Raw genomic sequence first — 23,052 nt, forward strand, 5'->3', positions numbered from 1 at the left:
CCGAGGGGGTGGCCGACTTCGCCGATTTCCTGGCCGGTGACGACCAGGACGGCATCGTCCGGCTCTGCACGCTGTTCGGCGCGCTGGTCCTGTCCCGTGCCACCAAGGGCTCTCCGCTCTCCGGGGAGATCCTCGCCGCCGCGCACGCAGCCCTGACGGAAGCAGGTTGAGCACGGGCGCGGTGGCCGCGTCGGGGCGGCAGTCCGGTCCCCGGGGAAGTGACGAGCCGGTCGTCATGACGCTCGTTTGACGCTCTGCGCAGGTGGAGAGGGAGGCAGAGAGCCGACATAGCGCTCTGACGCGTAAATAGGTGCAGGTCAGGGGTTGTTTGGGCAGGGCTGGGCGCCCGGTGGCCGTCGGGGCCGCCGGGCACTTGGTCTGTGAACGGTCAGGCTTCGCCTTCGATCGGGTTGAGGGTGACGGTGTAGCCGAGCTGGTTGAGGGCGGTGATCGCGCGGCGGGTGGCGCGTTCGGGATTGCGCTGGGCGAAGTAGGTGCCGCCGAGTTCGCGGTAGGGGACGTTGTCGGTGAGCATGTGCCAGATCGAGGTGATGATCGAGTGCTCCACGGCGACCAGGGCTTTCATCGGTCCGCGGCGGGCGGTCAGCCGCTTGTAGCGGGCTTGTAGGTAGGTGTCCTTGGTTCTCGCTGCGCCGAAGGCGGCGAGTCCGAGGGCGCCCTTGAGGTACGGGTTGCCGGGGCGGACCTTGGTGTTTTTGCTGCGGCCGGCGGACTCGTGGTGGCCTGGGCAGACCCCGGCCCAGGACGCCAGGTGCCCGGCCGAGGCGACCGGGTCATGTCCCCGCCGGTCTCCGCGATGATCACTTCGGCGACGGCCCGGTTGATCCCGGGGACGGTGTCGAGCAGGTCGAGGGCGGGACGAAAGGGGGCCATCGCCTCCTCGATCCGCTCATCCAGCTGACTGATGGCATCGGTGAGCTGGTCGTAGTGGTCCAGGTGCAGCCGGGTGAGGAAGGCGTGGTGGGCGCGGAAGCGTCCGGTCAGGGCCTCGGTGAGTTCGGGGATCTTGTTGCGGAGTTTGCGTCCGGCCAGGTCCGCGAGCGTCTGCGGGTCGCGTTCCCCGCCGATGAGGGCCTCCAGCATGGCCCTGCCGGAGACGCCCATGATGTCGGAGGCGACCGCTGCGAGTTTGATCCCGGTGTCCTCCAGCAGCTTCTCCAGCCGCTGCACGATCTGCCCCCGTTCGCGGGTCATCTGAGTGCGGGCCCGGGTCAGATCCCGCAGCTCGCGCACCGGTGCGGGCGGCACGAACGAGGCACGGACCAGGCCGTGCGCGCCCAGTTGCGCCAGCCAGGCGGCGTCGGAGACGTCCGTCTTGCGGCCGGGCAGGTTCTTGACCTGCCGGGCGTTGACCAGGATCACGTTCAGGTCTTCGGCCAGCAGGTAGTAGAAGGGCTTCCAGTAGTCCGAGGTCGCCTCGATCACCACCAGCGTCACCCCGGCGGCCAGCAGGTGATCCCGCAGCGCGAGGACCTGGTTCGTCGTCGAACCCCAGGTCGTGGTCTGGGTGATGAACGACCCCCGTCGCTTTGTGCTCGGGGTGCGGACGCACGCCTTGGCGTCCTTCTTGCTGATGTCGAGGCCGGCGCAGCGTTCGTGCAGCACGTCCACGGCCTTGCTCCCTCCCTCACCGACGGCCGGACAGCTCGCCGTTCCGGGAGGGCCAGGGTGGAACAGGAATTCTGACGCGCGTGCTCACAGCAACACTCCACGGTTCCCGTGGACGGCCCTCGGCACCATGCCGACCTGCGAGCTCACCGGCATCACAGAGCTGTCGGTTTCGGCCGGAACGAACCTCATCAGCGTCCCGCACCGACACCAGCCCCCGTCAGGGCAGACAAGAAGCACCTCGGCGCGCGCCACAGGATTTACCACGCCCCCGGCGCGCACCGAAGGTGCGCTGAGTCGCTGACCTGGGATTTCGCAGCATCTGCTCAGGCCGACATCTTTCCGATGACGCATCATGTTGAGTGTGTCGCGATCCTTGAGCCCGCGGCAAAGGGTTCCTGACCTGCTGTTTTATCGGGTGTGTTATGTGCGCCTGTGGCGTTACGGGTGATATCTTGACGTATGCGTGACGCGCGTTTGACGAACACGACGCATGTGTGACGCACGTTCTGACTAGTTTTCAGGTGTGGAAGGCGTGCTGCTAATCCGGCCCTGGGCGAGCTGGCAGCACCCCTTTCTCGATCACGGCAGCGAAAGATCGCCGGCTGGCCCTGCCTTGTGTCCACCATTTACAGATAACGCGGAGTCGGATCGTCTGTAGGTCGAACCTCGGCGTCTCCCAGCGCATGCTCACCCACACGCTGCGCCAGCTCCAGGAGGACGGCCTGATCACGCGCACCGCCTACGCCGAGGTGCCGCCGCGTGTGGAGTACGCGCTCGCCCCGCTCGGCCGCGGCCTGCACGAGATCGTCATGCGGCTGATCGGCTGGGCCGCCGCCCATTACCACGAGATCCGCGCCTACCGCGCCCAGGCCGGCACCACGCTCTCCTCCTCCCGTTCCTGAGCCGCAGCGCCCGCTGGGCTCGGCCAGGCGCATACGGGAGATTGCCGGCTGTGCTGCTCGACCCCGCCGCGGGGCGGGCTGCCGCCCTGCCAGGGAGGAACACAGGTGTCGCCCGGCCTGGCGACACCTGCCCCGAAGGAGGGCCTCGCACCACAGCACACGTGGACAGAACCTGCTAGCAGATCCACCGATGCGTCGTCACGGCACCGTCCCTGACGGCGTCACCGCCGTTCCGGCCGCCAGGGCTGGGCCGTCGAACCGGTGCCGCAGGTCGCCGCGCTCGCCGCTCGCTCAGGCGCCTTGGTAGGCGAAGAAGAACTTCCTCGACGGCTCCAGCGTCTCCCAGACGCCCCGGAATCCGCGCGGGACGAAGAAGACTTCGCCGGCTCCGAACTCGCGGCGGCCTCCCTCGGTGTCGACGAGGGCGACCCGGCCGGAGATCATGACGCAGATCTCGTCGTACGGATAGGGGTCGAGGCGGAGGGTGCCGGGTTCGCCCTCCCAGCCGCCGCCGAACAGGCGGCCGTCGGCGGAAGCGAAGCTGCGGTACTCGGTCTCCCGCCAGCCTTCGGACGCCTCGCCGGGCGTCCACTCGGGAACAATCGGGGTGCCGCCCGTGAGGGAGACGGGGACGACGCTGTGGATGTTCATGGCTTGCTCTCCTGCTGTGCGTGCTGCGGTGCTGCGGTGCTGCTGCTGTCACTGCCGCGGCTGGACCGCGGTGAAGCGGTCGAGGACATTGCGGGTGATGGTCTCGGTGAAGGGGTCGCGGTGGATCAGTCCGCTGACCCATTCCGTCGAGCCGGAGTTGAAGACGGTGCCGCCGTTCTCACCCTGCTGGAAGCAGGCGACCATGGCGGCGCCGTAGCCCTGGTGACGCAGGTGCTCGGGCGGATTGCCGTCGTACATCAGCTCGATGAGGCCCGCGACCTCGTGCGCGGGGGCACCGATCGGGACGCGCCCGGACCAGCGGTCCTCACCTCCTGAGACGGCCGGCGCCATGGCGATGATCTCCAGGTGGGCCGGGGTGCCGTCCGCGCCGGTCGGGTAGGGCAGGCCGTGGCGGAAGGTGTAGTCGGCGCCGTCCACCTCGAAGGCGGCGACGCAGACGGGGGCGGAGCCGAAAGTGTCGCCGTAGTAGAGGTCGGTGCCGGCGAGGGACCAGTGTTCGGGGCGGTAGACGGTGTAGCCGCCGGTGGAGCGGGGCATGGCGGAGCCGTAGCGGTTGTAGCCGCCCTTCATGCCCGACAGACCCATCGTGGTACCGGAGGGGCGGCCGATCGGCTCCCAGTCCCAGGCGGTGGTGGTGCGGTCCTGGCGGTCCGTGCCGTAGAGCGGGTCGTCCTGCGGGACCTTGTGGCAGACCTGCTGAGTGTCGCCTTCCCGGTCGCCGTCCTGCAGACGTGTCTGCCAGACGAAGTTCCCTGCGAAGCGCGCGAGATGGCCGCCGTTCGCGGTGAACCGGTCGACGGCGTCGCGCATCTCCCAGGTCCAGTACTCGTCATGGCCGACGATCACGGCGCAGCGGTAGCCGTCCAGGACGGCCGGGTCGGCGTGCAGGTCGTGCTGGGTGAGGTGGTCGAAGCGGTAGCCCCCACCTTCGGCCCAGACGGTGAAGGGCCGCTCGTACGTGGCCCAGAAGGCGTCCGCGTGGTGGCGGGAATAACCGGCCGCCGCCGCCCACTCGTACGGGGGGTGGCGCGGGGTCCAGCCGGGCGGCGGGGTGTCGGTGTGGATGTTGCGCGGTGCGCTGTCGGGCTTGCGCAGCATTCCGCGGGCAACGGGCCGCAGCCGGGAGACGACCGGGGAAGGGACGTCGTTCAGGTGACCGTCGGGAAGGCCGCGGTAGTGGTTGGCGCCGCCCCAGTCGTTGTACGCGAGGAGGGTTCCGGTGGTGTGGATCAGCGCCATCGGGGCACGCCGGTCCTCGGGCGCGCGGACCACGAAGAAGCCCTCGGCCTCGACCGTGCGACCGCGCTTGTCGCGGGTGCGGGCGACGACGAGGTAGAAGCCGGAGAGCCAGTCCTGGGCCACCGGGACGGTGAGGGAGACGGGCCAGCCGCAGCCTTTTTCGTATGCGTCGGGCGGGGTGGCGTGGGCCTTGCCGGGCAGCCCTTCGTATTGGGCGACGGTGACCGGCTCGGCGCCGTCGCGCAGGATCTCCAGGTCGTAGGAGTGTGCGGTGGTGTGCACGTGCAGCGCGACCTCGCCGCCGGGCAGATAGCTGAACTCGTCGGCGTAGAGCCAGAGTTCCGTGGTCCCTGGCACGGCACCCGGCTTCTCGGTCAGGCCGCCGGAGCGGGACCATGCATAGTCGGCGGCCGGGTGGCCGGGGGTGGGGTGGTCGTTCATGGTGAGGTGCTCAATCGGTTCGGGGGGTGATCCAGGAGGCTTGGGCGCGGGTGCGACGGCGTTCCCGCAGCGCGACCACGGCGAAGGCGGCGACCAGAGGGAGGTTGATGAAGAGATTGCCCCAGTGCCCCATGCCGGTCAGCAGGCCCATCTTGGCGAAGATCAGCGTCAGCGCGGCGGTGAGCAGCACGGCGGAGAGCACGGGGGCGAGCAGGCGGTGCCAGCTGGACTCCAGCGTGCGGCGGTCGGGGTGCCGGAAGTAGCGGACGACGGCGACGGACGTGGCGATCTGCAGCAGGACGACACCGATCAGGGTGGGCGTGTTGGTCCACGGGATGATCTGGGTGTAGGGATCGGCCCCGGCGAGGCCGAACACGGCGAGCGCGGCCAGCACGACACCGGCCTGGAACAGCCCGGCGACGCCCGGTGTCCCCGTACGCGCATTCACCTGGCCGAGGGCGGCCGGCAGGATGCCGCTCTTCCCCATGGTGTGCAGGTATCGGGTGGTCGCGTTGTGCAGCGCGAGCACACCCGCGACGAAGCTGGTCACGAGCAGGACCTGCATCACGCGGACCATCACCTCGCCCATGTACTCGTCACCCAGGGCGAGGACGAGGGTGGACGGGTCGCCGGCGAGCAGTTCGCCGAGCCGGTGCGGTCCGGCGGCGAGCCAGATGACCCAGGAGCAGAAGGTGTAGGCGACGGCGAGGAAGCCGACGGCCAGGTAGGTGGCGCGCGGGACGGTACGGCGCTTGTCGCGTACCTCTTCGCTGTAGATGGCGGTCTGCTCGAAGCCGACGAAGGCCACGAAGGCGATCACGAACACGCCGCCGATCGTGGTGGTGGCGAAGGCGGACGGGGTGAACACCTCGACGGAGATGCCCTCGTGGCCGCCGCGCAGCAGTACCGCCACACAGAACACGGCCAGGACGGCGACCTCGGCGATGAGCAGCCCGGCGAGGACCCGTGCGCCGATGTCGACCCGGCGGTGACCGAGGTAGCCGACGAGGATGGTGATGGACAGGGCGCAGACCAGCCAGTGCGGGCTCACTCCGAACAGCGTCTGGCCGGCGGTGGCGGCGAAGAGTCCGGCCGAGGCGGTGAAGCCGATCTGCCCGCCGAGATAGCCGAGGTAGGCGATGGCGGCGGCGCCCGCCCCGACGGCCTTGCCGAGGCCGTGCGAGATGTAGGCGTAGAAGGCACCGGCGCCCGGCGCATGCCGGGCCATGGTGGTGAAGCCGACGGCGAAGAGCAGGTAGACAAGCCCGGCGGCGGCGAAGCCGGCGGGGACGGCGGTGCCGCCGACCATGAAGGCCAGGGGTGCGAAGCCCGCGAGCACGGTCAGCGGGGCCGCGGCGGCGACGGTGAAGAAGACCAGGTGACCGGCGCCGATGCTGTCCCGACGCAGGGTTGCTTCGGTGGTGGCGGCTTGCGGTGTCTGGGCAGGGGTGGACCGGGACATGGCGCTCCTGTGTTCTGGGGCGGGGCCCGAGGGCACGCCTCAGCGGCCCTGCGGGCACACCGGGGCAGGGAAATGCGGTGCCGTGCGGGAGGTTCGGTGAGCGGCTCGGAGATCAGGCCTTGCGGTCCAGTCCGGCGAGGGTGAGGGCGAGCCGGTGGGTGAGGTCGATGTCCCGTTCCTTGGCGCCGGGTTGGCGCAGTGCCTGGTACTGGAGGAGCTGTCCGTCACCGAGGGCGACGAGGAAGCGGGCCAGGGCGGCGGTGTCGGCCGGTGTGCCCGAGGCTTCGGCGGCCTGGTCGAGGCGTTCGACGACGGCGGTGAGCAGCAGTTCGTACTGCCGCTCGGCCAGCCACTCCAGGCCCGGCTTGCGGCGGGTGTGAACGGCGAGTTCGTACTGCATGAGCTGCAGGCCCTCGTCACCGACCGCATGTTCCCAGAACGACTCGATCATCGCCCGCAGGGTGGCGGAGAGCCCACGCTCCGGGTTGACCGACGCGTCCATCAACTTCTGGAAACGGTTCGCCAGTTCCTCCACGACGGCGACGAGGAGTTCGTCCTTGTCGCGGAAGGCGTAGTGGAAGCGCGCCTGCGGCGCTCCGGCATGGTCGGCGATGCGCCGCGTGGTCGCGGCTTCCAGTCCCTCCGCCGCCATGATCTCGATCGCGGCCCGGACGAACTGCTCGCGCCGTTCCTCGGCACTGATCCGCGCCATTGCGCTCACGCTCCCGTGTTTCTCCGTCGGCCCGCGGTTGTGACGGCCGACGGAACGTGCTGATGCCACCGTTCCTTCTTCGGCGGGCGATACCAGCAGTCTTTATGAGTCGCCCGACTGTGTCAATAGACTCAGAAGAAGCGCTCGCACGCCATGCGCGCGTCACTTCCGTACTGTCCTGATCAGCTTCTTGTTGACGAACTCCTCGATGCCGAGCGGGCCGAGTTCGCGGCCGTACCCGGAGCGCTTGATCCCGCCGAAGGGGAGTTCGGCGCCTTCCGCGCCCACCCCGTTGACGAAGACCATCCCGGCTTCGATCCGGTCCGCCACCCGCTCGGCCTGCTCCGGGTCGGTGGTGAACACGTACGAGCCCAGGCCGTACGGCGTGTCGTTGGCGATCCTGACCGCATCGTCCTCGTCCGCGGCCGGGAAGACCATCGCGACGGGCCCGAAGAATTCCTCGCGTGCGGCGCCCTGTCCGGGGGTGAGGCCGGTGAGGACCGTGGCGGGGAAGAACGCGCCGTACCGCTCACCGGCACTGACGCTCCTCGCCCCTTCCATGACCCCACGCTCGACCTGCGCGGCGAGCGTTGCGGCCGCGGCGGAGGAGGCGAGCGGCGCCGCGGGCGACGCGGCGAGCAGCCGTTCGCTGAACTTGGCGACGAACTCCTCGTAAAGGTCCTGCGCGACGACGAATCGCTTGGCGGCGTTGCAGGCCTGGCCCACGTTGTCGAGCCGGGCGGCGACAGCCGCCTCGACGACGGCGTCCAGATCATTGGTCGACAAGACGATGAACGGGTCCGAGCCGCCGAGCTCGAGCACGGCCTTCTTGAGGTGACGTCCTGCGATCTCGGCGACGGCGGCGCCCGCCCGCTCGGATCCCGTCAGCGAGACCCCCTGTACGCGCGGGTCGGCGATCACGTCGGCGACCTGCTCGTTCGTCGCGTAGACATTGGCGTAGGCCCCCTCGGGGAAGCCCGCGTCCAGGAAGATCTTCTGCAGGGCGGCAGCGGAGGCAGGGCACTGCGGGGCGTGCTTGAGGACGATGGTGTTGCCGACGGCGAGGTTGGGAGCCGCGAACCGCGCGACCTGGTAGGCCGGGAAGTTCCACGGCATGATCCCGAGCAGCACGCCGACCGGACCGCGACGTACCAGCGCGCTTCCCTCGCCGCGGAGCAGCGGGAGCGGCTGGTCGGCGAGGAATCCCGCGGCATGGTCGGCGTAGTAGCCGTAGATGTCGACGCAGAAGTCGATCTCTCCTTCCGCCTCAGCGAGCGGCTTGCCCATTTCGCTGACGATGATCTCGGCGAGTTCGGTGCGGCGCTCGCCGTGAAGCTCGGCGACCTGGCGCAGCAGCGCGGCACGCTCCGCGACCGTGGTGGTACGTGCCCAGCCCCCGGCCACCCGATGGGCGGCCTCGACGGAGGCGGCGACCTCGGCGTCGGTGGCCATTTCGTACACGGCGGCGGTCTCGCCGGTGGCGGGGTCGGTGACGGCGTAGCGAATGCTGTCGGGCATGTTCTCCGGTTCCGTTCCAGAAGGCGGCAAGAGCGGGAGGCAGGGGCCTGCGCGACGCAGATCGCCCCAGACGGCACTCCGGTCGGGACAGTCTCGGGCCGCCACCCGAGTGTGTCAAGTGACACAGAATGACGGGTTCCCCGCCGGGAACCCCGCGTGACGTCGGGGGCCCCGATCGGAGAGCAGGCCCGCGGCGCCCAGGGGGCGACCCGCCTCAGGGTGGTGGCCGGCCTGGCGCGCCGCGCCGGTCCGAGCGGCCTCAGGGCCGACGGCATCGATGAAGCAGCGCCCTGTAGGTCAGTTGCCTCGACCGGCGGGGCGCTGCTTCGTCCAGCACGCCGGGACGCTACGGGGGTACAGCCAAGTTCAGACGTCTTTGATCTGTACGCGGTCGCCGCACAGTTTCGACCAGTCGTCGCGGTCTGAGGTCAGCACCAGGACGGGCACCGGGGAGCGGAGCGGCATCGAGGCCGGGGGTCGGCGGCGTTGACGCGAATGTCCTTGAGCTCCTTTGGCGCACTGCGTGGTCAACATCGTCAGCGCCGCCTTCGAGCCGCCCACACCCGGACGGCTCTGGCTCCGGAGACGGTGATGCCGACCTGTTGTTCGTCGGCGAAGGCCGTCCAGATGGCGGCGCGATCGACGACGACGATGTCGAGATCGACCGGCTCCGGCCGGATCGCGGAGTTCTCCAGCCGGGCGAGCGCGAGCAGCCCTTGCACCATGCGACTGAGCCGCTCCAGCTCCCCGAGCGCCTTGTCGAGGCTGTCCTGGGCGCAGGGGGCGAGGTGCGGCTCGAAGTTCTCCAGGCGCAGGCGCAGGCGCAGGCGCACTGCGGTCAAGGGGGTCCTCAGCGCGACCTGGAAGGCACCAAGCTCCTGCCCGGACCGCAGCAGTGCGCCCTCGCCGACCTCCCGGACGACGTCCAGGGTCCCCTCACCTACGATCCCGAACACGGCTGGAACCGGGTGGCGTACTGCCTCCTCGTCAACCACACCGCCGAGGTGCTCGGCGCGCTGGCCGACCTCGCCCCGACGCAGGAACCCGCCCTGTGGGGCCTGGTCTGCGACCACCTCGACGCCTCGCCCGCACTGCCGCCCAGCCGCCCCGCCTGCGCGCCCTGCTGTCCGGCGTACCGCTGCCCGCCAAGGCCAACCTGCTCCTGCGCTGGGCCCGCAAGGCCGACCGGCACGCCATCTACGTTCCCCTGACCAGCCCGCTCGGCGCGGACTTCCCCCGAGAGGTGATCCGGTGAGATCCGCACTGCCCGAACACGTCGACCGGCTCACCGACGACGACCTGCCCGCGTATGTCTACGACCTCCCGGACCTGCGCGAGCACGCGGACGCCATCCGGGTCGCACTGCCGAAGCGGGTCAGGCTGCTGTACGCGGCCAAGGCCAACGCCGATCCCGGGATCCTGCGGACCCTGGCCGGGCACGTCGACGGGTTCGAGGTGGCCTCCGGCGGAGAACTCGGCCACCTCCGCACGCTCCTCCCCGACGCGCCGATCTCCTTCGGAGGCCCCGGCAAGACGCAGGCAGAGCTGACGCAGGCACTGGACGCCGGAGTGGATCGCCTCCACATCGAGAGCGAACACGAACTACGCCTGCTGACCACCCTGCTGGGCGAGAGGACCCCGGACGTCCTGCTGCGCGTCAATCTGCCCGTACATATCGGCCAGGTCGCCCTCGCCATGGGCGGACACCCCAGCCCCTTCGGCATGGACCCCGCCCAGCTGGACCACTGCCTGGAGCTGATCGCCCGTGATCCGCGCGTCCGACTGCGGGGCCTTCACCTCCACCTGGCCGGCGGACTCGGGGCGCGACCCCAACTGGCTCTGATCGACGAGGGCCTGACCTGGGCCGACGGCTGGGCGAGCCACCGAGTCATCGACCTCACCGAGGTCAACGCAGGAGGCGGGATGGGCGTCGACTGCACGCACCCACAAAGGAAGTTCGACTGGCGAGCCTTCGGCGCCGGACTGCGCCCGCTCCTGGCCCGTCACCCCCGTCTCACGCTGCGGATCGAACCCGGCCGATCGGTCACCGCCTACTGCGGCTGGTATGTCACCCAGGTCCTGGACATCAAGTCCGGCCGAGGGCACGCGTTCGCCGTACTGCGCGGAGGCACCCACCACCTGCGTACCCCGGCCGCGAAACAGCATGACCGCCCCTTCGAGGTGATCCCGGACGACGTCTGGTCGCGGCCCTGGGACCGCCCGGAGATCCGTGACGAGCCGGTGACACTGGTCGGACAGCCGTGAGAAACGGGTTCGGGGAATGTCTTGACGCTCGTTCGACGCTGATTCTGACAGAGCGATGCGGTTGTCCTGGATCAGACAGCGATGCCGGTCGCCGCCGACGCCGGGCTGGTCTCCCGGCTCGACGACGTGGTCGCAGGAGCGGCAACACACATGCGGCGAAGACCGGCCGGCCGCTCCCGGCGCCGGTACTCCCCGAACTCCGTGCCGCCGCACCCGAGAGGGCCGCACTCAGCGCAATCGCGCCCTCGCGTTCGCGTTCGGCCGGTCAGGCCACTTCCCATCTCCTCTCACCTGGGCCGCTCCTCGTCTCAGGGCGTCCGACCGGCAGCGCTCGGCGAGCAGCTCACGGCCGCGAGCGACTCCGCCAATCGGTCGACCTCCGGGGTGGGACGGATTCCACCCCGAGGGGCGGCTGGAACGATGCGCGCATGGCACCCAGGACACACACTTCCGAGAGCCTTGCAAAGGCGCGGACCGTTCTGCTGACACTCGCGGCCGGCCAGTTCCTGATGGCGCTGGACAGCTCGGTCATGAACGTTTCGATCGCGACGGTGGCCGAGGACGTGGGCACGACGGTGACGGGTGTGCAGGGCGCCATCACGGCCTACACCCTCGTGATGGCGATGTTCATGATTCCAGGCGGCAAGGTGGGGGCGCTGATCGGACGTAAACGCGCGTTCGTGATCGGCTGCGTCGTCTATGGCTGCGGTTCCTTCACCACGGCGCTCGCACCGAACCTGACCGTGCTGCTGATCGGCTGGTCGTTCCTCGAGGGGATCGGTGCGGCGCTCATCCTGCCCGCGATCGTGGCGCTCGTGGCCGGCAACTTCGCCACCGAGCGCCGTCCGGCCGCCTACGGTCTCGTCGCGGCCGCGGGGGCCGTGGCGATCGCGGTCGGGCCGCTCATCGGGGGTGTCGCTACGACGTACTTCTCCTGGCGGTGGGTCTTCGCCGGTGAGGTCGTCATGGTGCTCGGCATCCTGGTGCTCGCCGGCCGTATCGCCGACGCGCCGGTCGGCGAAGGCGCTCGCATCGATGTCGTCGGTGCCGTGCTGTCCGCCCTCGGGCTCGGGGTCTTCGTCTACGGCGTGCTCCGCTCCGACGAGTGGGGCTGGTTCCAGCCGAAGCCCGACGCGCCTTCGTGGCTCGGGGTCTCGCTGGTCGTGTGGCTGATGCTGGCCGGTCTTCTGCTGATCTGGCTCTTCCTGCGCTGGGAGGCGCGCACGGTGAAGCGGCGCAGGGAGCCGCTCGTCGACCCGGCCCTGCTGCGGAACAAGCAGCTCACCGGCGGGCTGACGATGTTCTTCTTCCAGTACCTCGTCCAGATGGGCGTCTTCTTCGTCGTACCGCTCTACCTGTCCGTGGCGCTCGGCCTGTCCGCGCTCAAGACGGGTGCTCGCCTCCTGCCGCTCTCCGTGACCCTGCTGGCCGCCGCCGTCCTGATCCCCCGCTTCCTTCCGGACGTGTCGCCGCGGCGGGTGGTGCGGCTCGGGACCTTCGCGTTGCTCGCGGGCGCGGTGACCCTGATGGCCGCGCTCGACGTGGACGCCGGTGCGGAGATCGTCACGATCCCCCTGCTGTTGATCGGACTGGGCATGGGGGCGCTGGCGTCGCAGCTGGGGTCGGTCACCGTGTCCGCGGTGCCGGAATCGGAGAGCGCGGAGGTCGGGGGCGTCCAGAACTCCGTCACCAACCTCGGCGCGTCGATCGGTACGGCGCTCGCCGGATCGCTCCTGATCGCCGCGATGACGACGTCCTTCCTCACCAGTGTGGAGCAGAATCCGGACATCCCGGCCGAGGTCAAGAGCCAGGCGAGCGTCGAACTCGAAAGCGGCGTGCCGTTCCTGTCGGACGCGGACCTCAAGTCCGCGCTCGACGAGGCGGGCACGAGCGAGAACGTGGCTCAGGCGGCCCTCGACGCGAACGAGGAGGCCAGGATCGACGGTCTGCGCGCCGCGTTGGCCATCCTCGCCTTCGCCGCGCTCCTCGCGCTGTTCTTCACCTCACGGATCCCGAAGGTCCAGCCAGGGTCGAAGAAGTCGTAGCGTCGGGGCGGCTGCGTCCGAGCTGTCCTCGCTTCACCGCTCCGCCTGGCCAGAGGCGGCGGAGCGGTGAGACGGGCCGACGGCGCGGGCCGGGGTAGTTCCTGCGCTTCACCGGAGCCTTGCGTCCACCCGGAGCCGGTGCGGCCATCTCGGTGCGCGGTGCGCGGTGCGCGCACGCGGTCCACGACTGGCACGGCCCCCGATCCGGGCCGGACGGCACATCCAGGCGCGGAACCGGGGTGTCGTGCCCGGCCGACCCCGCTGAACCGGCGGCAGATCGCGGCGTCGGGACGCCGGTCGGCGGGGAGGACGCCGGAGCCCCTGCACGGGTTGCGGGGCGAAGGGGATCAGGTCGTCACCTCCGGGTCGTACGACGCCGTAGCTGCTCTCGGGGACCTCGTTCCAGACGCCACGCAGATCGCCCAGTGGTTCGGACACGATGAGGCGAGTCTCGTCGGACACCTCCTGCAGGAATTCCACGTCGGGGTGGAGTGCGCGCAGCGCCTCCACCCGGGTGCTGTAGTACAGCGAGCGGGAGGCTCCCTGACTGGGGCTCGCAGCGCCGGCCCCGGAGCACAGTCACTTGTTCTCCGCGTCCCGTCGGCGCCGGCCGGCCTCGACGGCCCTGACCACCACCCGGGCCGCGAGCCCGACGAGCAGGATCCCGCCGACGATCTGGATCATCGCCATGACGCGTGCCGTCTCGGTGCGCGCGGTGATGTCGCCGAAGCCGACGGTGCTGACCACGGTGAGCGTGAAGTACAGGGCGTCGGTACGGGTGAGGGGCTCGGTGAAACTGCCGGGTGAACTCCGTTCCAGCAGGAAGTACGAGGTGGCGAAGAGCAGCACGAACACGGGGAGGACGATGGCGAGCGACTCCACGGCCCGCAGTTCGGGGTAGGGGGAACGGGCGATCGCCCGCACCTGTCCGAGGAACAGTGCCGTCACCGCGAGCAGACCGAGGACGAGGCCGGTCACCGTGCCGCCGTTGAGCGGTGCGTCCATGGGCAGCAGGTAGTACGCGAGGACCAGTCCGGACGACACGAGGATCGACCGCGCCACCGCCGACAGGGTCGCGCGGCGGCCGGGCCGTGGGAGGTCATCCGGCATGTTTCGCCGCCCTCCTCATCGTTGTCATGGCCAGCCGTCGCACCCCGTGCCAGTCCAGCGCGGGTCTGCCGCGGGGCACGCCGGGGCGGTCGCGGGGGACCCGCACGCGCAGGGCGCGCGGACGGGTGTGGCACCGGACGGGGGTCGGCAGGGTGAGGGCCTCGCCGTCCACGCCGACCGGGATCGTGTCGGTGTCGGCGTCGACGACGACCTCGCGGGCGGTCAGCCGGGCGAGCCCGGGTGACCGGTGGCCGCGGAGCAGCCCCGCCGTCTGCGCCGCGTTGTCGACCTTGACGCCGAGCACTCCGAGGACGCCGGAGTCCAGCCGTTCCCGGCGGCCCAGCCCGGCCGGGTCGTCCGTGCGATACGGGTTGTTGCTGACCAGTACGGCCTGCGGCTGCTCGATGGTCGTGTTCTCGGCGTGCACGGCGAGACGTGGTCCCTGGTGGTGTGTGAGCAGATCGGGCAGCACCTGCAGGGTGGTTCGGGTCTTGTCGTCGCGGTAGGCGGGGCTCTGCACGACGGCCGCGTAGGCGCCGAACGACGCGTTGTTGACGAACACCCGGTCGTTGACGACGCCCAGGTCGATGCGGAGTTCGACGCCGTCGGTGAGGGCGTCGAGACAGGTCGACGGGTCGTCCCTGTCCAGTCCGAGGTCCAGGGCGAAATGGTTGCGGGTGCCGGCGGAGATGACCATGAACGGCAGGTCGCGCTCCGCGGCCACGGCCGCGACGAGGGCCTGGGTGCCGTCGCCTCCCGCGACGCCGAGCAGGTCCGCGCCCGCGTCGGCGGCCCGGCGGGCGAGCGCGGCCACGTCCTGCGGGTGCGTCACGTCCAGGACGCAGACCTCGGCGCCCAGTGCTTCGGCCTTCTCCCGTAGTCGGAATCTGCCGACCTTGCCGCCGCCCGAGCGCGGGTTCATGATCAGGTAGGGGTGCCGCGGTGGCGCCGGTGTGCGGTGCGGGGTCCCTGCCGGGGCGGTCTCAGCGCCTGCCAGCGCGACGCGGCCGCAGAACACGGCCAGAACCCACAGCGCGAGCGAGACGAGTACCACCCACAGCAGCCCGGACGCCACGTAGAGCACGATGACGGCGGCGGGGGCGGCGAAGGCCAGCACCACGGCCAGCACCCGGACCAGGCCGGTGTGGACGAGCGCCCACCACACGCCCGCCGCCGTCACCGCCAGCCCGGCGGCCCCCACGAGAACGAGCAGCAGACTGTGAAGCCCGGCGAACAGCAGCAGCACGATGATCGCGCCGATGCCCGCAGCCACAGCCACGCGTGCGGCCCATCGTGGAGCAAGCGCGGAACGGCTACCGGACATGTCGACCTCCCACAGACGGGATGCGCTCGGTCCATGCCACCGTGCCTGCACCCGGACCGACCTCACCCGCTTCGGGGGATTCCCCGGAGGAGCCCCCCTCGCACAAGGGGAGCCGTCCTCACCTGAGCCGAACGGTCCTCGCGAGAACCGGTGGCCAGGAGGGGCCCTTCAGAAGGCGGCTCGCCCGGGGATCAGAGGTCGTTCGCCCGCGACAGGACGTCCCGTCATCGCCGCCCGCGGTCAGAAGACGATCACGTCGGGGAACCCTGGCTGCTCCGCCCCGCAGCCAACGAGTCACCGCGGCAACGGCTGCCGGTGACCGCGAGTGGCGATCACCCCCTCCGGGTGAGGCGGTACGCGGCAGACCCGCCTTTCATGGGAGGTGCACCACACCACGACCAGGAAGGAAACGTGAGCCATGGCCCAGAAAGAGACAGGCGCCGCAGGTGTCGCCGCCCTCGCCGAGGCGGACGCCCCCGTCTTCGAGACGCTCGTCCAGATGACCCTCGACACGTTCGAACGTTCCGGGCTGGACCAGGAGACGTACCTGCTTGCACGCATCGCCGCCCTGGTGGCCATGGACGCCTCCGCACCCTCCTATCTCCTCAACATCGGCACCGCCGCGGAAGCCGGCGTGCCGCTGGAGAAGGTCCAGGGAACGCTCGTGGCGATCGCCCCCGTGGTGGGGAGCGCCCGGGTGGTGTCCGCGGCCCGCGCCATCGGCGAAGCCTTCGGGATCGACATCAGCACCGAGGGCGAATAGCGGCAGGGCGACCGGGACCGCCCCCGTGCGTCCCGCCCGCTCTTCGGACGGGGCGCACGGGTAGGTCCGCCGGGTCCCGCCGGGGCCCTGGCGGGCGACACCCAGAGGAGAAGCAATGAGCAGCAGCGTGAACCTGGCCTACGACTTTCCCGTTCTGGGGGCCTTCTGGGCGATCATGTGGTTCTTCCTGTGGATCATGTGGTTCGTCCTGCTCTTCCGCGTCGTCTTCGACATCTTCCGTGACGACGACCTGAGCGGATGGGCCAAGACCGGATGGCTCCTCTTCACGATCGTCCTCCCCTTCCTGGGCGTCTTCGTGTACGTCATCGCCCGGGGCAAGGACATGGGCAAGCGCGAACAGCGCCACGCCCAGGCCAAGGAGGAACAGACGCAGCGGTACATCCGCGAGACCGTGGCTGGCGCGGGCACCAGCGAGGCGGACGAACTCGCCAAGCTCTCCGAGATCCGCGCCAGGGGCGACATCACCGACGACGAGTACCGCCGGGCCAAGGAGAAGGTCCTCCACTGACCCGCACATGCCCGTCCGGGCGCAGAACACCGTTGGGTGCCGCCCCCGGCCTGTCAACGGCCAGGGGGCGGATCACGCGGTACCCCGCGTGGGGGCACCCCTGACGGCCTCGTGAAACCCCGCCCTCCCGCCGGACGCAGTGGAGGCTCAGTAATGATCGACAATCGCCTGTCCGGCGTCGAGACCCGGGACCTCACTCCCAAGGAGCGAGCCGCCCGCGGCAAGGCCGCCCGCGCCGGCGTACCCCGGTCCAGCCACGCCGAGTTCACACCGCCGGCCGAGCGCACGGACCCGCGTCCGTGGTACGGGCGGCCGTGCAGTCCTACCGCGAGCGCATGCGGGCCTTCGCCGGGATGGGCAATCTCGACGTCTGGTACACCCGCTTCGACATGGACGAACTGCGGCAGCAGTTCGCCCCGATGCTGAGTGCCGGGCAGCGTGACCGCCTGGCGCACACGGAGAAGCAGGCGCGCGCTCATGACACGCTGCAGGTCTTCGACAAGCTCACGCACGTCAGTTCTTGAGCCTGCGGTGAAGGGCTCTTGACCTGCGGCTTTGTGTCGCAGGCGGTTCGACCGGCCTGTTGCTCTCCATGCAGCGGGTCGAATGGACGGATCGATCCTCAGGGCAGGACCGTCAAGGTCGAGCGTGAACCGTACGTCGCCGAGGGTGCCGTCCTGGCGGCGATGGCGTTGACACATGCAGAGGGAAATCCGGGCCGCCGCGATCCGGTGTGCGGGGTGGTGGGGAGGCTGACCAGCGCCGTGGCGCCGGAGTTGCTCCTCATGCCCGACGGGTCGTACGCCGTGAGGACCTTGCCGCAGTGTCACGGTCGGCGCCCGCCCGTCGATCCGCACAGACCGCCGCACCCAGGCCCCCGTTCCTTGGTCTTCGTCCTCGTTCACCGGTTCCCGTAGTCCTCCACGTAGGTGGCGATCAGCTCGAGCAGGGCGTCGGCCCGGTGCCGGTCCTCGCGTTGCTCGCGCAGGGCTCTGTCGGCGGCCTGGAGGCGGGCCAGGACGGCCGGTTCACCGTCGACCAGGTCGTCGACCACCGGCGTGGTGACCAGATCCAGGCATTCGGTGAGCAGGCGGCGGGTGGCCGGGACGGGGGGAGCAGGGTCGGGGGTGGCGAAGCTGGTGGTCAGGTAGCGCGCGGGGTCCGTGAGGCTCCAGCCGACGACGGTGCCGTGCTGGACGAGGAGCGCCACGTCGGGGGCGATGCCGATGCCGGCTTCCAGCGGTTCGTCGAGGACGTCGAGGTCACGCAGGCAGGTCAGCAGGGCATCGCCGGGAGCGCGGCACAGCACCGTGCACATCTCGTGCCGGAAGTCCTTGACCTCGTCCGCGCGGAGCCCGCCCGGGCGTACTTCGGGCTGGACGGGAAGGCGGGCCGAGTCCTCGGCTGAGGCGGACTCTTCCGGAATTCGGAATTCAGCCCCGACCAGCTGTCGGTCGCTCGGGGCGAAGCGGAAAACGTCGGGGAGGTCCCACAACAGGTCCTGGCTGCCGAACGTCTCGGCGAGGAACTTCTCGCGTTCCACCCGATCCGCATAGGGGGAAACGATCAGAGAAGTACCGAGGAGACGGGGAACGAGGTCGAGCGGCTCGTCCGTCACCGTCGCGGACCAGCCGCCGTCGAACTTCAGTTTCGTCGTCATCACTGCCTCATCTGATCTGTACCGCCGGAGGCTGGAAGCGGCCGTCCTTGGCGGGAATCCTGCCGTTCACGATGTCCTCGTGGGTCACCGGGGCGCCGGGGTCCGTGGGTTTCCCACCGAGCGCCGTGGCCCCGGACTCGCCCTTGATGCCCGAGGGACCGTACGCCGTGATGGCCTGGCCCTGGGTGCTGCCGAGGCCGTCGGTCACCACGATGTCGTCACCCTGTCGGAAGGTGAACGTCCCGGCCGTGCCCGTCGAGTGGTACACGGCGTCCGGGTTCTTGAGGATCTCGACGACCCGTTCGTCGCTGAAGGCGTGCCGGGTGTCCCCGTGGTAGTCGTGGCGTTTCCTGAACCCGCCGTCCTGTGCTCTCTCGACGATGTCGTCCACGACCTTGTTGATCCGCTTCTGCGCCCGCTCCTCCTTCGTGTACTTGGGCATGAGGCCCAGCGGGTCGCACCCGCTGTGCGGGTTGTCCACGTACGCGACGGGGTTCGGGGCGGGAGCGAGGCCGAGGGGGTCGGGGGAGGCGTAGCGGCCGGTTTCGGGGTCGTAGTGGCGGAAGTGGTTGTAGTGGAGGCCGGTTTCGGGGTCGTAGTACTGGCCGGGGAAGCGGAGTGGTGTGTAGGTGCTGCTGTCCCGGGACCAGGCCGTGGTGCCCCAGAGCGTGGCCCGGCTGCGCCAGGCGATGTCGCCCGTCTCGTCGACGAGTTCGGTGGGGGCGCCGATGAGGTCGGTGGCGATGGCGAAGAACCGGCGGTCGATCTCGTCCTGGCGGTCGTCGGCCGTGAGGATGCGCTCGGTCTGGGCCAGGGGGACGACGTCCTGGTGGTCCCAGGTGAGGGCGACTGTGTTCGGGGCGTCCGGCTGGTGGCTGATCTGTTCGCACAGAGTGAGCCCGTCCCAGGTGAAGCGGATCTCCTCGACCACGCTCTCGCCGTCGGCCGCCAGGCGCTGTTTCGCGCTGCGGCGGCCGAGGGGGTCGTAGCGGTACCTCCACCGGGCCCCGTCGGGGGTGGTCACGGAGGTGAGGCGGTTCTCCGTGTCCCACGTGTAGCGCCAGGTGTCCGGCTTACGGGAGAGCCGGGTCTTCTGCCGCAGGGTGACCCGGCCGAGAGCGTCGTGTTCGAAGCGGACGTCTCCGGCCCGCGTGATGGTGGTGCCGGTGTAGGCGCGCGGTCCGGTGGCCTCGCTGCCGGGGTGGCGGGACGGCCAGGATGCGGAGGTCTGGTTGCCGGCGTCGTCGTAGGCATACCGCTCCGTCCAGCCCTGGGCGTGTACGGCGGTGACGCGGCCCGCCTGATCGAGGTCGAAGGTGCGGGTGCCCGACAGCCGGTCCGCGACGGCGGTCAGGCGACCGTCGGCGCGGTAGGAGTACGCGCGGCTGTTGACGGCACGCCCTCCGGCGGTGATGTGCTGCGCGGAGAGCCGTCCGGCTTCGTCCCAGGCGGAGGTCATGGTGATCGAGTCGCCGAAGACGCGGGTGACCTCCCGGCCAGCCGCGTCGTGCGTGAAGTCGATCCGGCGGCCGCCGCTGGTCAGGCGGTGGGGTAGCCCGTTCGTGCCGTAGGCGTAGGAGGTGACGTGACCGGTGGGCGTGGTGCGGCGGGTACGGCGGCCCAGGACGTCACAGGCGTACAGGATGGGGCGGCCGTCGACCAGTTCCGCCTTGGTGAGCCCGCGACGGTCGTACTGGTAGCGCAGTTCACTGTCCGGTCCGGCTGCCTCCACCAGGCGCCCGGCCCTGTCGTAGGCGTAGGTCGTCACGCGGCCGTCGACATCCTTGCGGATCACCTGGCCGAGCTGGTCACGCTCGAAGGAGATGGTTCCGCCGAGCGCGTCGACGCGGGCGGCGAGCCGGCCCGCGGCGTCCACACGGTAGGTGAGGGTGCGGCCGTCGAAGTCGGTCTCGGAGACGATCTCGCCGGCCGCGTCGTAGTCGTAGGTCCAGGTCAGCCCTTGCGGGTTGATGACGCGGTTGAGGCGTAGCTCGGCGTCGTGCTCGAACTCGTAGCGGGCGCCGTCGGGCCCCGTGCGTGCGACCGGCAGGTCGAAGTGGGTGTACTCGAAGCGGGAGACGCCACCGGACGCGTCGGTGTGGGTGAGCAGGTTGCCCTCGCCGTCGTAGGTCCACGACTCGGTGGCGCCGTCGGGGCCGGTGCGTCGGGCGAGTTGCCCGTCGGCGTGCCACTCGAAGCAGGTGGCGCCGCCGACCGGATCGGTGACACGGACAGGTCTGCCGAGGGCGTTCCGCTCCGTGCGGGTGACGGCGCCGTCCGGGTCGGTCACCACGATGGGCAGCCCCGCCGCGTCGCACACCACGCGTGTCGTGGCCCCGAGGGCGTCCGTGGCCGAGGTGAGCCGGCCGGCTCGGTCGTAGGAGTAGCGGGTGGTGGAGCCGGCCTGGTCGGTGACGGCCGTGCGGTTGCCGCGCTCGTCGAACTCATGGACCATGCGGGTGCCGTCCGGCCCGACGACCTCAACCGGCAGGCCGAACTGGCCGCGCACGGTACGCAGTTCGCTTCCGTCGGGGCGGGTGGCGGAGACGACCCGGCCGTCCTCGTCGTACGAGAACGCCGTGGTGAGGCCCAGCGGGTCGGTGCGGGTCAGGAGGTTGCCGCGCGGGTCGTAGGTGAAGCGGGTGGTGTGGCCGAGGGGGTCGGTGGTGGCCAGGAGACGGCAGCCGGGGCCGAACAGGTGGCGGGTGCTGTGTCCCCCGGCGGTGGTGAGCGTGGTGGCGCGGTGGCCTGTTCCGGGGTCGGGTCCGGTGTAGGTGAGGGTGATCTGGACGTGGCCTGCTTCGCCGCCTTCGGCGACGACGCGGTCGCGGTCGTCGTAGAGGTAGTCGTAGCGGCTGTTGTTGGAGTCGATCCAGGCGATGACGCGACGGCGGTCGTCGTAGACGAAGGCGGTGGTGGCGCCCGACGGCTTGGTGACCGTGGTGAGGTTGCCGTCCTGGTAGCCGTAGCTCATCAAGGGCAGGTCGGCGCCGTCGTCGCCCGCGCCGGCCAGGGACAGGGCGGTGACCAGGCCGTCGGTCACGGACAGCTTCACCCGGTGGCCCGCCGAGTGGACGAGGGCCAGCGGCAGGCCGTCCTCGCCGCGGTCGACGGTGATCGTGTGGCCGTTGCGTTCGGTGACGCCCGACAGCCAGGCGACACCGTCGCCCCCCGGTTCGCTGCCTGACGGGGCGGTGAAGTGGAAGATCAGGCCGCCGTCGAGGTCGGTGACCGTGTAGTCGCCGTCGGTGTCGCGGGCCAGCAGGGTGCGGGTCCGGCCCGATGCCGGCCTGGTGGGCGCGCCGGGAACCGGGTGCGGGTACGGGATCAGGAGGCCGTCGGCGGTGACATGGACGACGCCGACGGCGTCGATCTGCAGACGCTCATCGACGGTCGAGGTCCAGGCCGGTCCGAGGAAGCGGCCGACCGTGCAACCCGACTCGGTGCGGCGGGTGAAGACCAGCGGCAGGATGCCAGGGATCGCCAGATCGGTCTGGGGCAGGAACATCCGGCCCGAAGCGAGGTCGACGGGGTCGGTGCCGTCGGCGGGGCGTTCGACGTCAGGCCGGTTGTGGGTGCCCTCGGGGGCGTCGTCGAGCAGTCGGCGTGCCTTCGCGAGGTCGGACGCCTCCTCGGCGATGCGGACACCCTTCGCCGCGGCGCCGCCTCCACCGGTGGCGGCCGTCAGCGCCAGGTCGGGGATCAGCCGGCCGAAGCCCTCGGCCGGGTCCTTCATGAAATCGCTGACCATCTGCTTGCCCGTGCCGACGGGGTCGTTGGCGGCCACCACCAGACCCGCGGCCAGGCTGTTGAGGGACGTGGCGTACTCGGCCGGGTGGGTGATGTTGTACGGGTCCATCGGATTGACCGAGCGGACGAAGTTCACGATGCCGGCCGTGCCCTTGACGATGCCGCCGCCGACGTGGTCGCCCATGATCTGCAGCTCCTGGACGCCGTCGCCCAACTGCTCGGCGTAGGACGGCTTCTTCGGGGCGAGGTCGCGGGCCGCGCGGACCGCGGAGCTCGCGGTCTCCGCCGCCGAGTTCCGCTGCTTGCGGGCCTCGGCGAGGATGTCCTGGGCCTCCTGCATCAGCTGCCTGCCCGGGTCGTCGAACGTCGCCGCGGGCCTGGGCGGGAGCGAGGCCGGGTCACGCTTGTCTGCGGGCTGCGCGTTGTAGCGGTCGACGGCGGCGTTGTAGTCGTCGACCTTCTTGCGATGGGCGTCGGCGGCGTCCTCGGAGGCTTTGACGCCCTTCTTCCACTTGTCGATCGACGTCTGCGCCTGCCCCTGCGCCCAGGTGACGGTGGAGGCGAACGCCTCCAGCGCGGCGGCCGCCTTCTCACAGGCGTCCGCCCCGGTGAACCACCTGGGCGGCTGGGTGCCCACAGCGGTCCGAAGGGCCTCGGCCGTCTCGCCTTCGAGCCGCGAGGAGTCCAGGCCCCTGAGCCCCTCGCCGGCGTCGTCGAACGCCGTCCGGAACGCCCGCAGTTTCGTCGCGGTGGCGTTGAGCTTGTCGGCGCTGCCGTAGATCAGCTTGGTCCTGTCCTCGGTCTGCCCGAGGTCCATCTCGTCGGTTTCGGCACCCATCCGGTCGGCGACCGAACGGGACTTCTCGCGCACCCAGTCCGCACCGGAATCCCATCCGACGTCCTCCAACCGGTCGGCGGTCCAGTTCCCGGCGTCCTCGACCCGGTTGCCGGCCCACTCGACGCCTTCCTCGACCGCCTCCTCGACCGAGTCGGGCGTGATGTCACTGATGAAGTCGCCGATACCCATG

General features: G+C 70.4%; 16 protein-coding genes and 4 pseudogenes. 8 read left to right on the top strand and 12 right to left on the bottom strand.

What is annotated here, in order from left to right; genetic code table 11:
• Positions 1-170, top strand: a pseudogene (locus IE239_RS38700) (TetR/AcrR family transcriptional regulator); the annotation flags it as partial.
• Positions 171-388: 218 nt separating this feature from the next.
• Here the strand turns inward: IE239_RS38700 and IE239_RS38705 are convergent.
• Positions 389-1,632, bottom strand: a pseudogene (locus IE239_RS38705) (IS110 family RNA-guided transposase).
• Between the two features lie 647 nt (positions 1,633-2,279).
• Between IE239_RS38705 and IE239_RS38710 the strand changes: the two are divergent.
• Positions 2,280-2,534, top strand: coding sequence for a winged helix-turn-helix transcriptional regulator (locus IE239_RS38710; RefSeq protein WP_373308220.1), 255 nt, complete (start codon positions 2,280-2,282; stop codon positions 2,532-2,534).
• Between the two features lie 291 nt (positions 2,535-2,825).
• Here IE239_RS38710 and IE239_RS38715 read toward each other — a convergent pair whose 3' ends face one another.
• The 6 genes from IE239_RS38715 to IE239_RS38740 all read right to left on the bottom strand — a co-directional run bounded on the left by IE239_RS38715 (position 2,826) and on the right by IE239_RS38740 (position 9,534).
• Positions 2,826-3,185, bottom strand: coding sequence for a cupin domain-containing protein (locus tag IE239_RS38715; RefSeq protein WP_190154133.1), 360 nt, complete (start codon positions 3,183-3,185; stop codon positions 2,826-2,828).
• A 48-nt stretch (positions 3,186-3,233) separates the two neighbouring features.
• Positions 3,234-4,886 (bottom strand): N,N-dimethylformamidase beta subunit family domain-containing protein, encoded by a 1,653-nt coding sequence (locus tag IE239_RS38720; RefSeq protein WP_190154134.1) that lies wholly within the window; start codon positions 4,884-4,886, stop codon positions 3,234-3,236.
• Positions 4,887-4,896: 10 nt separating this feature from the next.
• Positions 4,897-6,348, bottom strand: coding sequence for an APC family permease (locus tag IE239_RS38725; RefSeq protein ID WP_190154135.1), 1,452 nt, complete (start codon positions 6,346-6,348; stop codon positions 4,897-4,899).
• Positions 6,349-6,460: 112 nt separating this feature from the next.
• Positions 6,461-7,060 carry a TetR/AcrR family transcriptional regulator gene (locus IE239_RS38730; RefSeq protein ID WP_190154136.1) on the bottom strand — a complete coding sequence of 200 codons (600 nt, stop codon included), beginning with the start codon at positions 7,058-7,060 and terminating at the stop codon, positions 6,461-6,463.
• 162 nt (positions 7,061-7,222) lie between these two features.
• Complete coding sequence (locus IE239_RS38735) at positions 7,223-8,578, bottom strand: aldehyde dehydrogenase family protein (RefSeq protein ID WP_190154137.1); 1,356 nt, start codon at positions 8,576-8,578, stop codon at positions 7,223-7,225.
• Between the two features lie 536 nt (positions 8,579-9,114).
• Positions 9,115-9,534, bottom strand: a complete 420-nt coding sequence (locus IE239_RS38740) for a histidine kinase dimerization/phospho-acceptor domain-containing protein (RefSeq protein WP_308435455.1) — start codon at positions 9,532-9,534, stop codon at positions 9,115-9,117.
• Between IE239_RS38740 and IE239_RS38745 the strand changes: the two are divergent.
• The 3 genes and pseudogenes from IE239_RS38745 to IE239_RS38755 form a co-directional block, all read left to right on the top strand.
• Positions 9,433-9,833, top strand: a pseudogene (locus IE239_RS38745) (ferric iron reductase); the annotation flags it as partial. The gene IE239_RS38740 and the pseudogene IE239_RS38745 overlap by 102 nt on opposite strands.
• Positions 9,830-10,843 carry an alanine racemase gene (locus IE239_RS38750; RefSeq protein WP_190154138.1) on the top strand — a complete coding sequence of 338 codons (1,014 nt, stop codon included), beginning with the start codon at positions 9,830-9,832 and terminating at the stop codon, positions 10,841-10,843. The pseudogene IE239_RS38745 and the gene IE239_RS38750, both read left to right, overlap by 4 nt.
• Before the next feature lie 428 nt (positions 10,844-11,271).
• Positions 11,272-12,888, top strand: coding sequence for an MFS transporter (locus tag IE239_RS38755; RefSeq protein ID WP_190154139.1), 1,617 nt, complete (start codon positions 11,272-11,274; stop codon positions 12,886-12,888).
• A 330-nt stretch (positions 12,889-13,218) separates the two neighbouring features.
• Here IE239_RS38755 and IE239_RS42770 read toward each other — a convergent pair.
• The 3 genes and pseudogenes from IE239_RS42770 to IE239_RS38765 form a co-directional block, all read right to left on the bottom strand.
• Positions 13,219-13,437 (bottom strand): annotated as a pseudogene (locus tag IE239_RS42770) (class II glutamine amidotransferase); the annotation flags it as partial.
• 30 nt (positions 13,438-13,467) lie between these two features.
• Positions 13,468-13,998, bottom strand: coding sequence for a potassium channel family protein (locus tag IE239_RS38760; RefSeq protein ID WP_190154140.1), 531 nt, complete (start codon positions 13,996-13,998; stop codon positions 13,468-13,470).
• On the bottom strand, positions 13,988-15,322 hold the full coding sequence (locus IE239_RS38765) for a diacylglycerol/lipid kinase family protein (protein ID WP_190154141.1): 1,335 nt from the start codon (positions 15,320-15,322) through the stop codon (positions 13,988-13,990). Before IE239_RS38765 ends, IE239_RS38760 begins: the two co-directional genes overlap by 11 nt.
• Before the next feature lie 418 nt (positions 15,323-15,740).
• On the opposite strand from IE239_RS38765, the gene IE239_RS38770 reads away from it, so the two are divergent.
• The 3 genes from IE239_RS38770 (at position 15,741) to IE239_RS42775 (ending at position 17,138) form a co-directional block, all read left to right on the top strand.
• Positions 15,741-16,085: a carboxymuconolactone decarboxylase family protein gene (locus tag IE239_RS38770; RefSeq protein ID WP_190154142.1), complete on the top strand. Its 345-nt coding sequence runs from the start codon at positions 15,741-15,743 to the stop codon at positions 16,083-16,085.
• Positions 16,086-16,200: 115 nt separating this feature from the next.
• On the top strand, positions 16,201-16,614 hold the full coding sequence (locus IE239_RS38775) for an SHOCT domain-containing protein (RefSeq protein WP_190154143.1): 414 nt from the start codon (positions 16,201-16,203) through the stop codon (positions 16,612-16,614).
• 299 nt (positions 16,615-16,913) lie between these two features.
• Entirely contained in the window at positions 16,914-17,138 is a 225-nt protein-coding gene (locus IE239_RS42775; protein WP_229878699.1) for a DUF2252 family protein, read from the top strand.
• Positions 17,139-17,515: 377 nt separating this feature from the next.
• Here IE239_RS42775 and IE239_RS38785 read toward each other — a convergent pair whose 3' ends face one another.
• Positions 17,516-18,274 carry a hypothetical protein gene (locus IE239_RS38785; RefSeq protein WP_190154144.1) on the bottom strand — a complete coding sequence of 253 codons (759 nt, stop codon included), beginning with the start codon at positions 18,272-18,274 and terminating at the stop codon, positions 17,516-17,518.
• A 7-nt stretch (positions 18,275-18,281) separates the two neighbouring features.
• Positions 18,282-23,051, bottom strand: a complete 4,770-nt coding sequence (locus IE239_RS38790) for a putative T7SS-secreted protein (RefSeq protein ID WP_190154145.1) — start codon at positions 23,049-23,051, stop codon at positions 18,282-18,284.
• Between the last annotated feature and the right edge of the window lies 1 nt (position 23,052).

The organism is Streptomyces humidus, assembly GCF_014649655.1.
Lineage (GTDB): Bacteria > Actinomycetota > Actinomycetes > Streptomycetales > Streptomycetaceae > Streptomyces > Streptomyces humidus.

Excerpts from the sequence above, each read along its gene's own strand:
- IE239_RS38755 (WP_190154139.1), top strand. The coding sequence starts at position 11,272 with ATGGCACCCAGGACACACACTTCCGAGAGCCTTGCAAAGGCGCGGACC.
- IE239_RS38730 (WP_190154136.1), bottom strand. The coding sequence starts at position 7,060 with ATGGCGCGGATCAGTGCCGAGGAACGGCGCGAGCAGTTCGTCCGGGCC.
- IE239_RS38790 (WP_190154145.1), bottom strand. The coding sequence starts at position 23,051 with ATGGGTATCGGCGACTTCATCAGTGACATCACGCCCGACTCGGTCGAG.
- IE239_RS38715 (WP_190154133.1), bottom strand. The coding sequence starts at position 3,185 with ATGAACATCCACAGCGTCGTCCCCGTCTCCCTCACGGGCGGCACCCCG.
- IE239_RS38725 (WP_190154135.1), bottom strand. The coding sequence starts at position 6,348 with ATGTCCCGGTCCACCCCTGCCCAGACACCGCAAGCCGCCACCACCGAA.
- IE239_RS38775 (WP_190154143.1), top strand. The coding sequence starts at position 16,201 with ATGAGCAGCAGCGTGAACCTGGCCTACGACTTTCCCGTTCTGGGGGCC.
- IE239_RS38720 (WP_190154134.1), bottom strand. The coding sequence starts at position 4,886 with ATGAACGACCACCCCACCCCCGGCCACCCGGCCGCCGACTATGCATGG.
- IE239_RS38735 (WP_190154137.1), bottom strand. The coding sequence starts at position 8,578 with ATGCCCGACAGCATTCGCTACGCCGTCACCGACCCCGCCACCGGCGAG.
- IE239_RS38760 (WP_190154140.1), bottom strand. The coding sequence starts at position 13,998 with ATGCCGGATGACCTCCCACGGCCCGGCCGCCGCGCGACCCTGTCGGCG.
- IE239_RS38770 (WP_190154142.1), top strand. The coding sequence starts at position 15,741 with ATGGCCCAGAAAGAGACAGGCGCCGCAGGTGTCGCCGCCCTCGCCGAG.
- IE239_RS38785 (WP_190154144.1), bottom strand. The coding sequence starts at position 18,274 with ATGACGACGAAACTGAAGTTCGACGGCGGCTGGTCCGCGACGGTGACG.
- IE239_RS38765 (WP_190154141.1), bottom strand. The coding sequence starts at position 15,322 with ATGTCCGGTAGCCGTTCCGCGCTTGCTCCACGATGGGCCGCACGCGTG.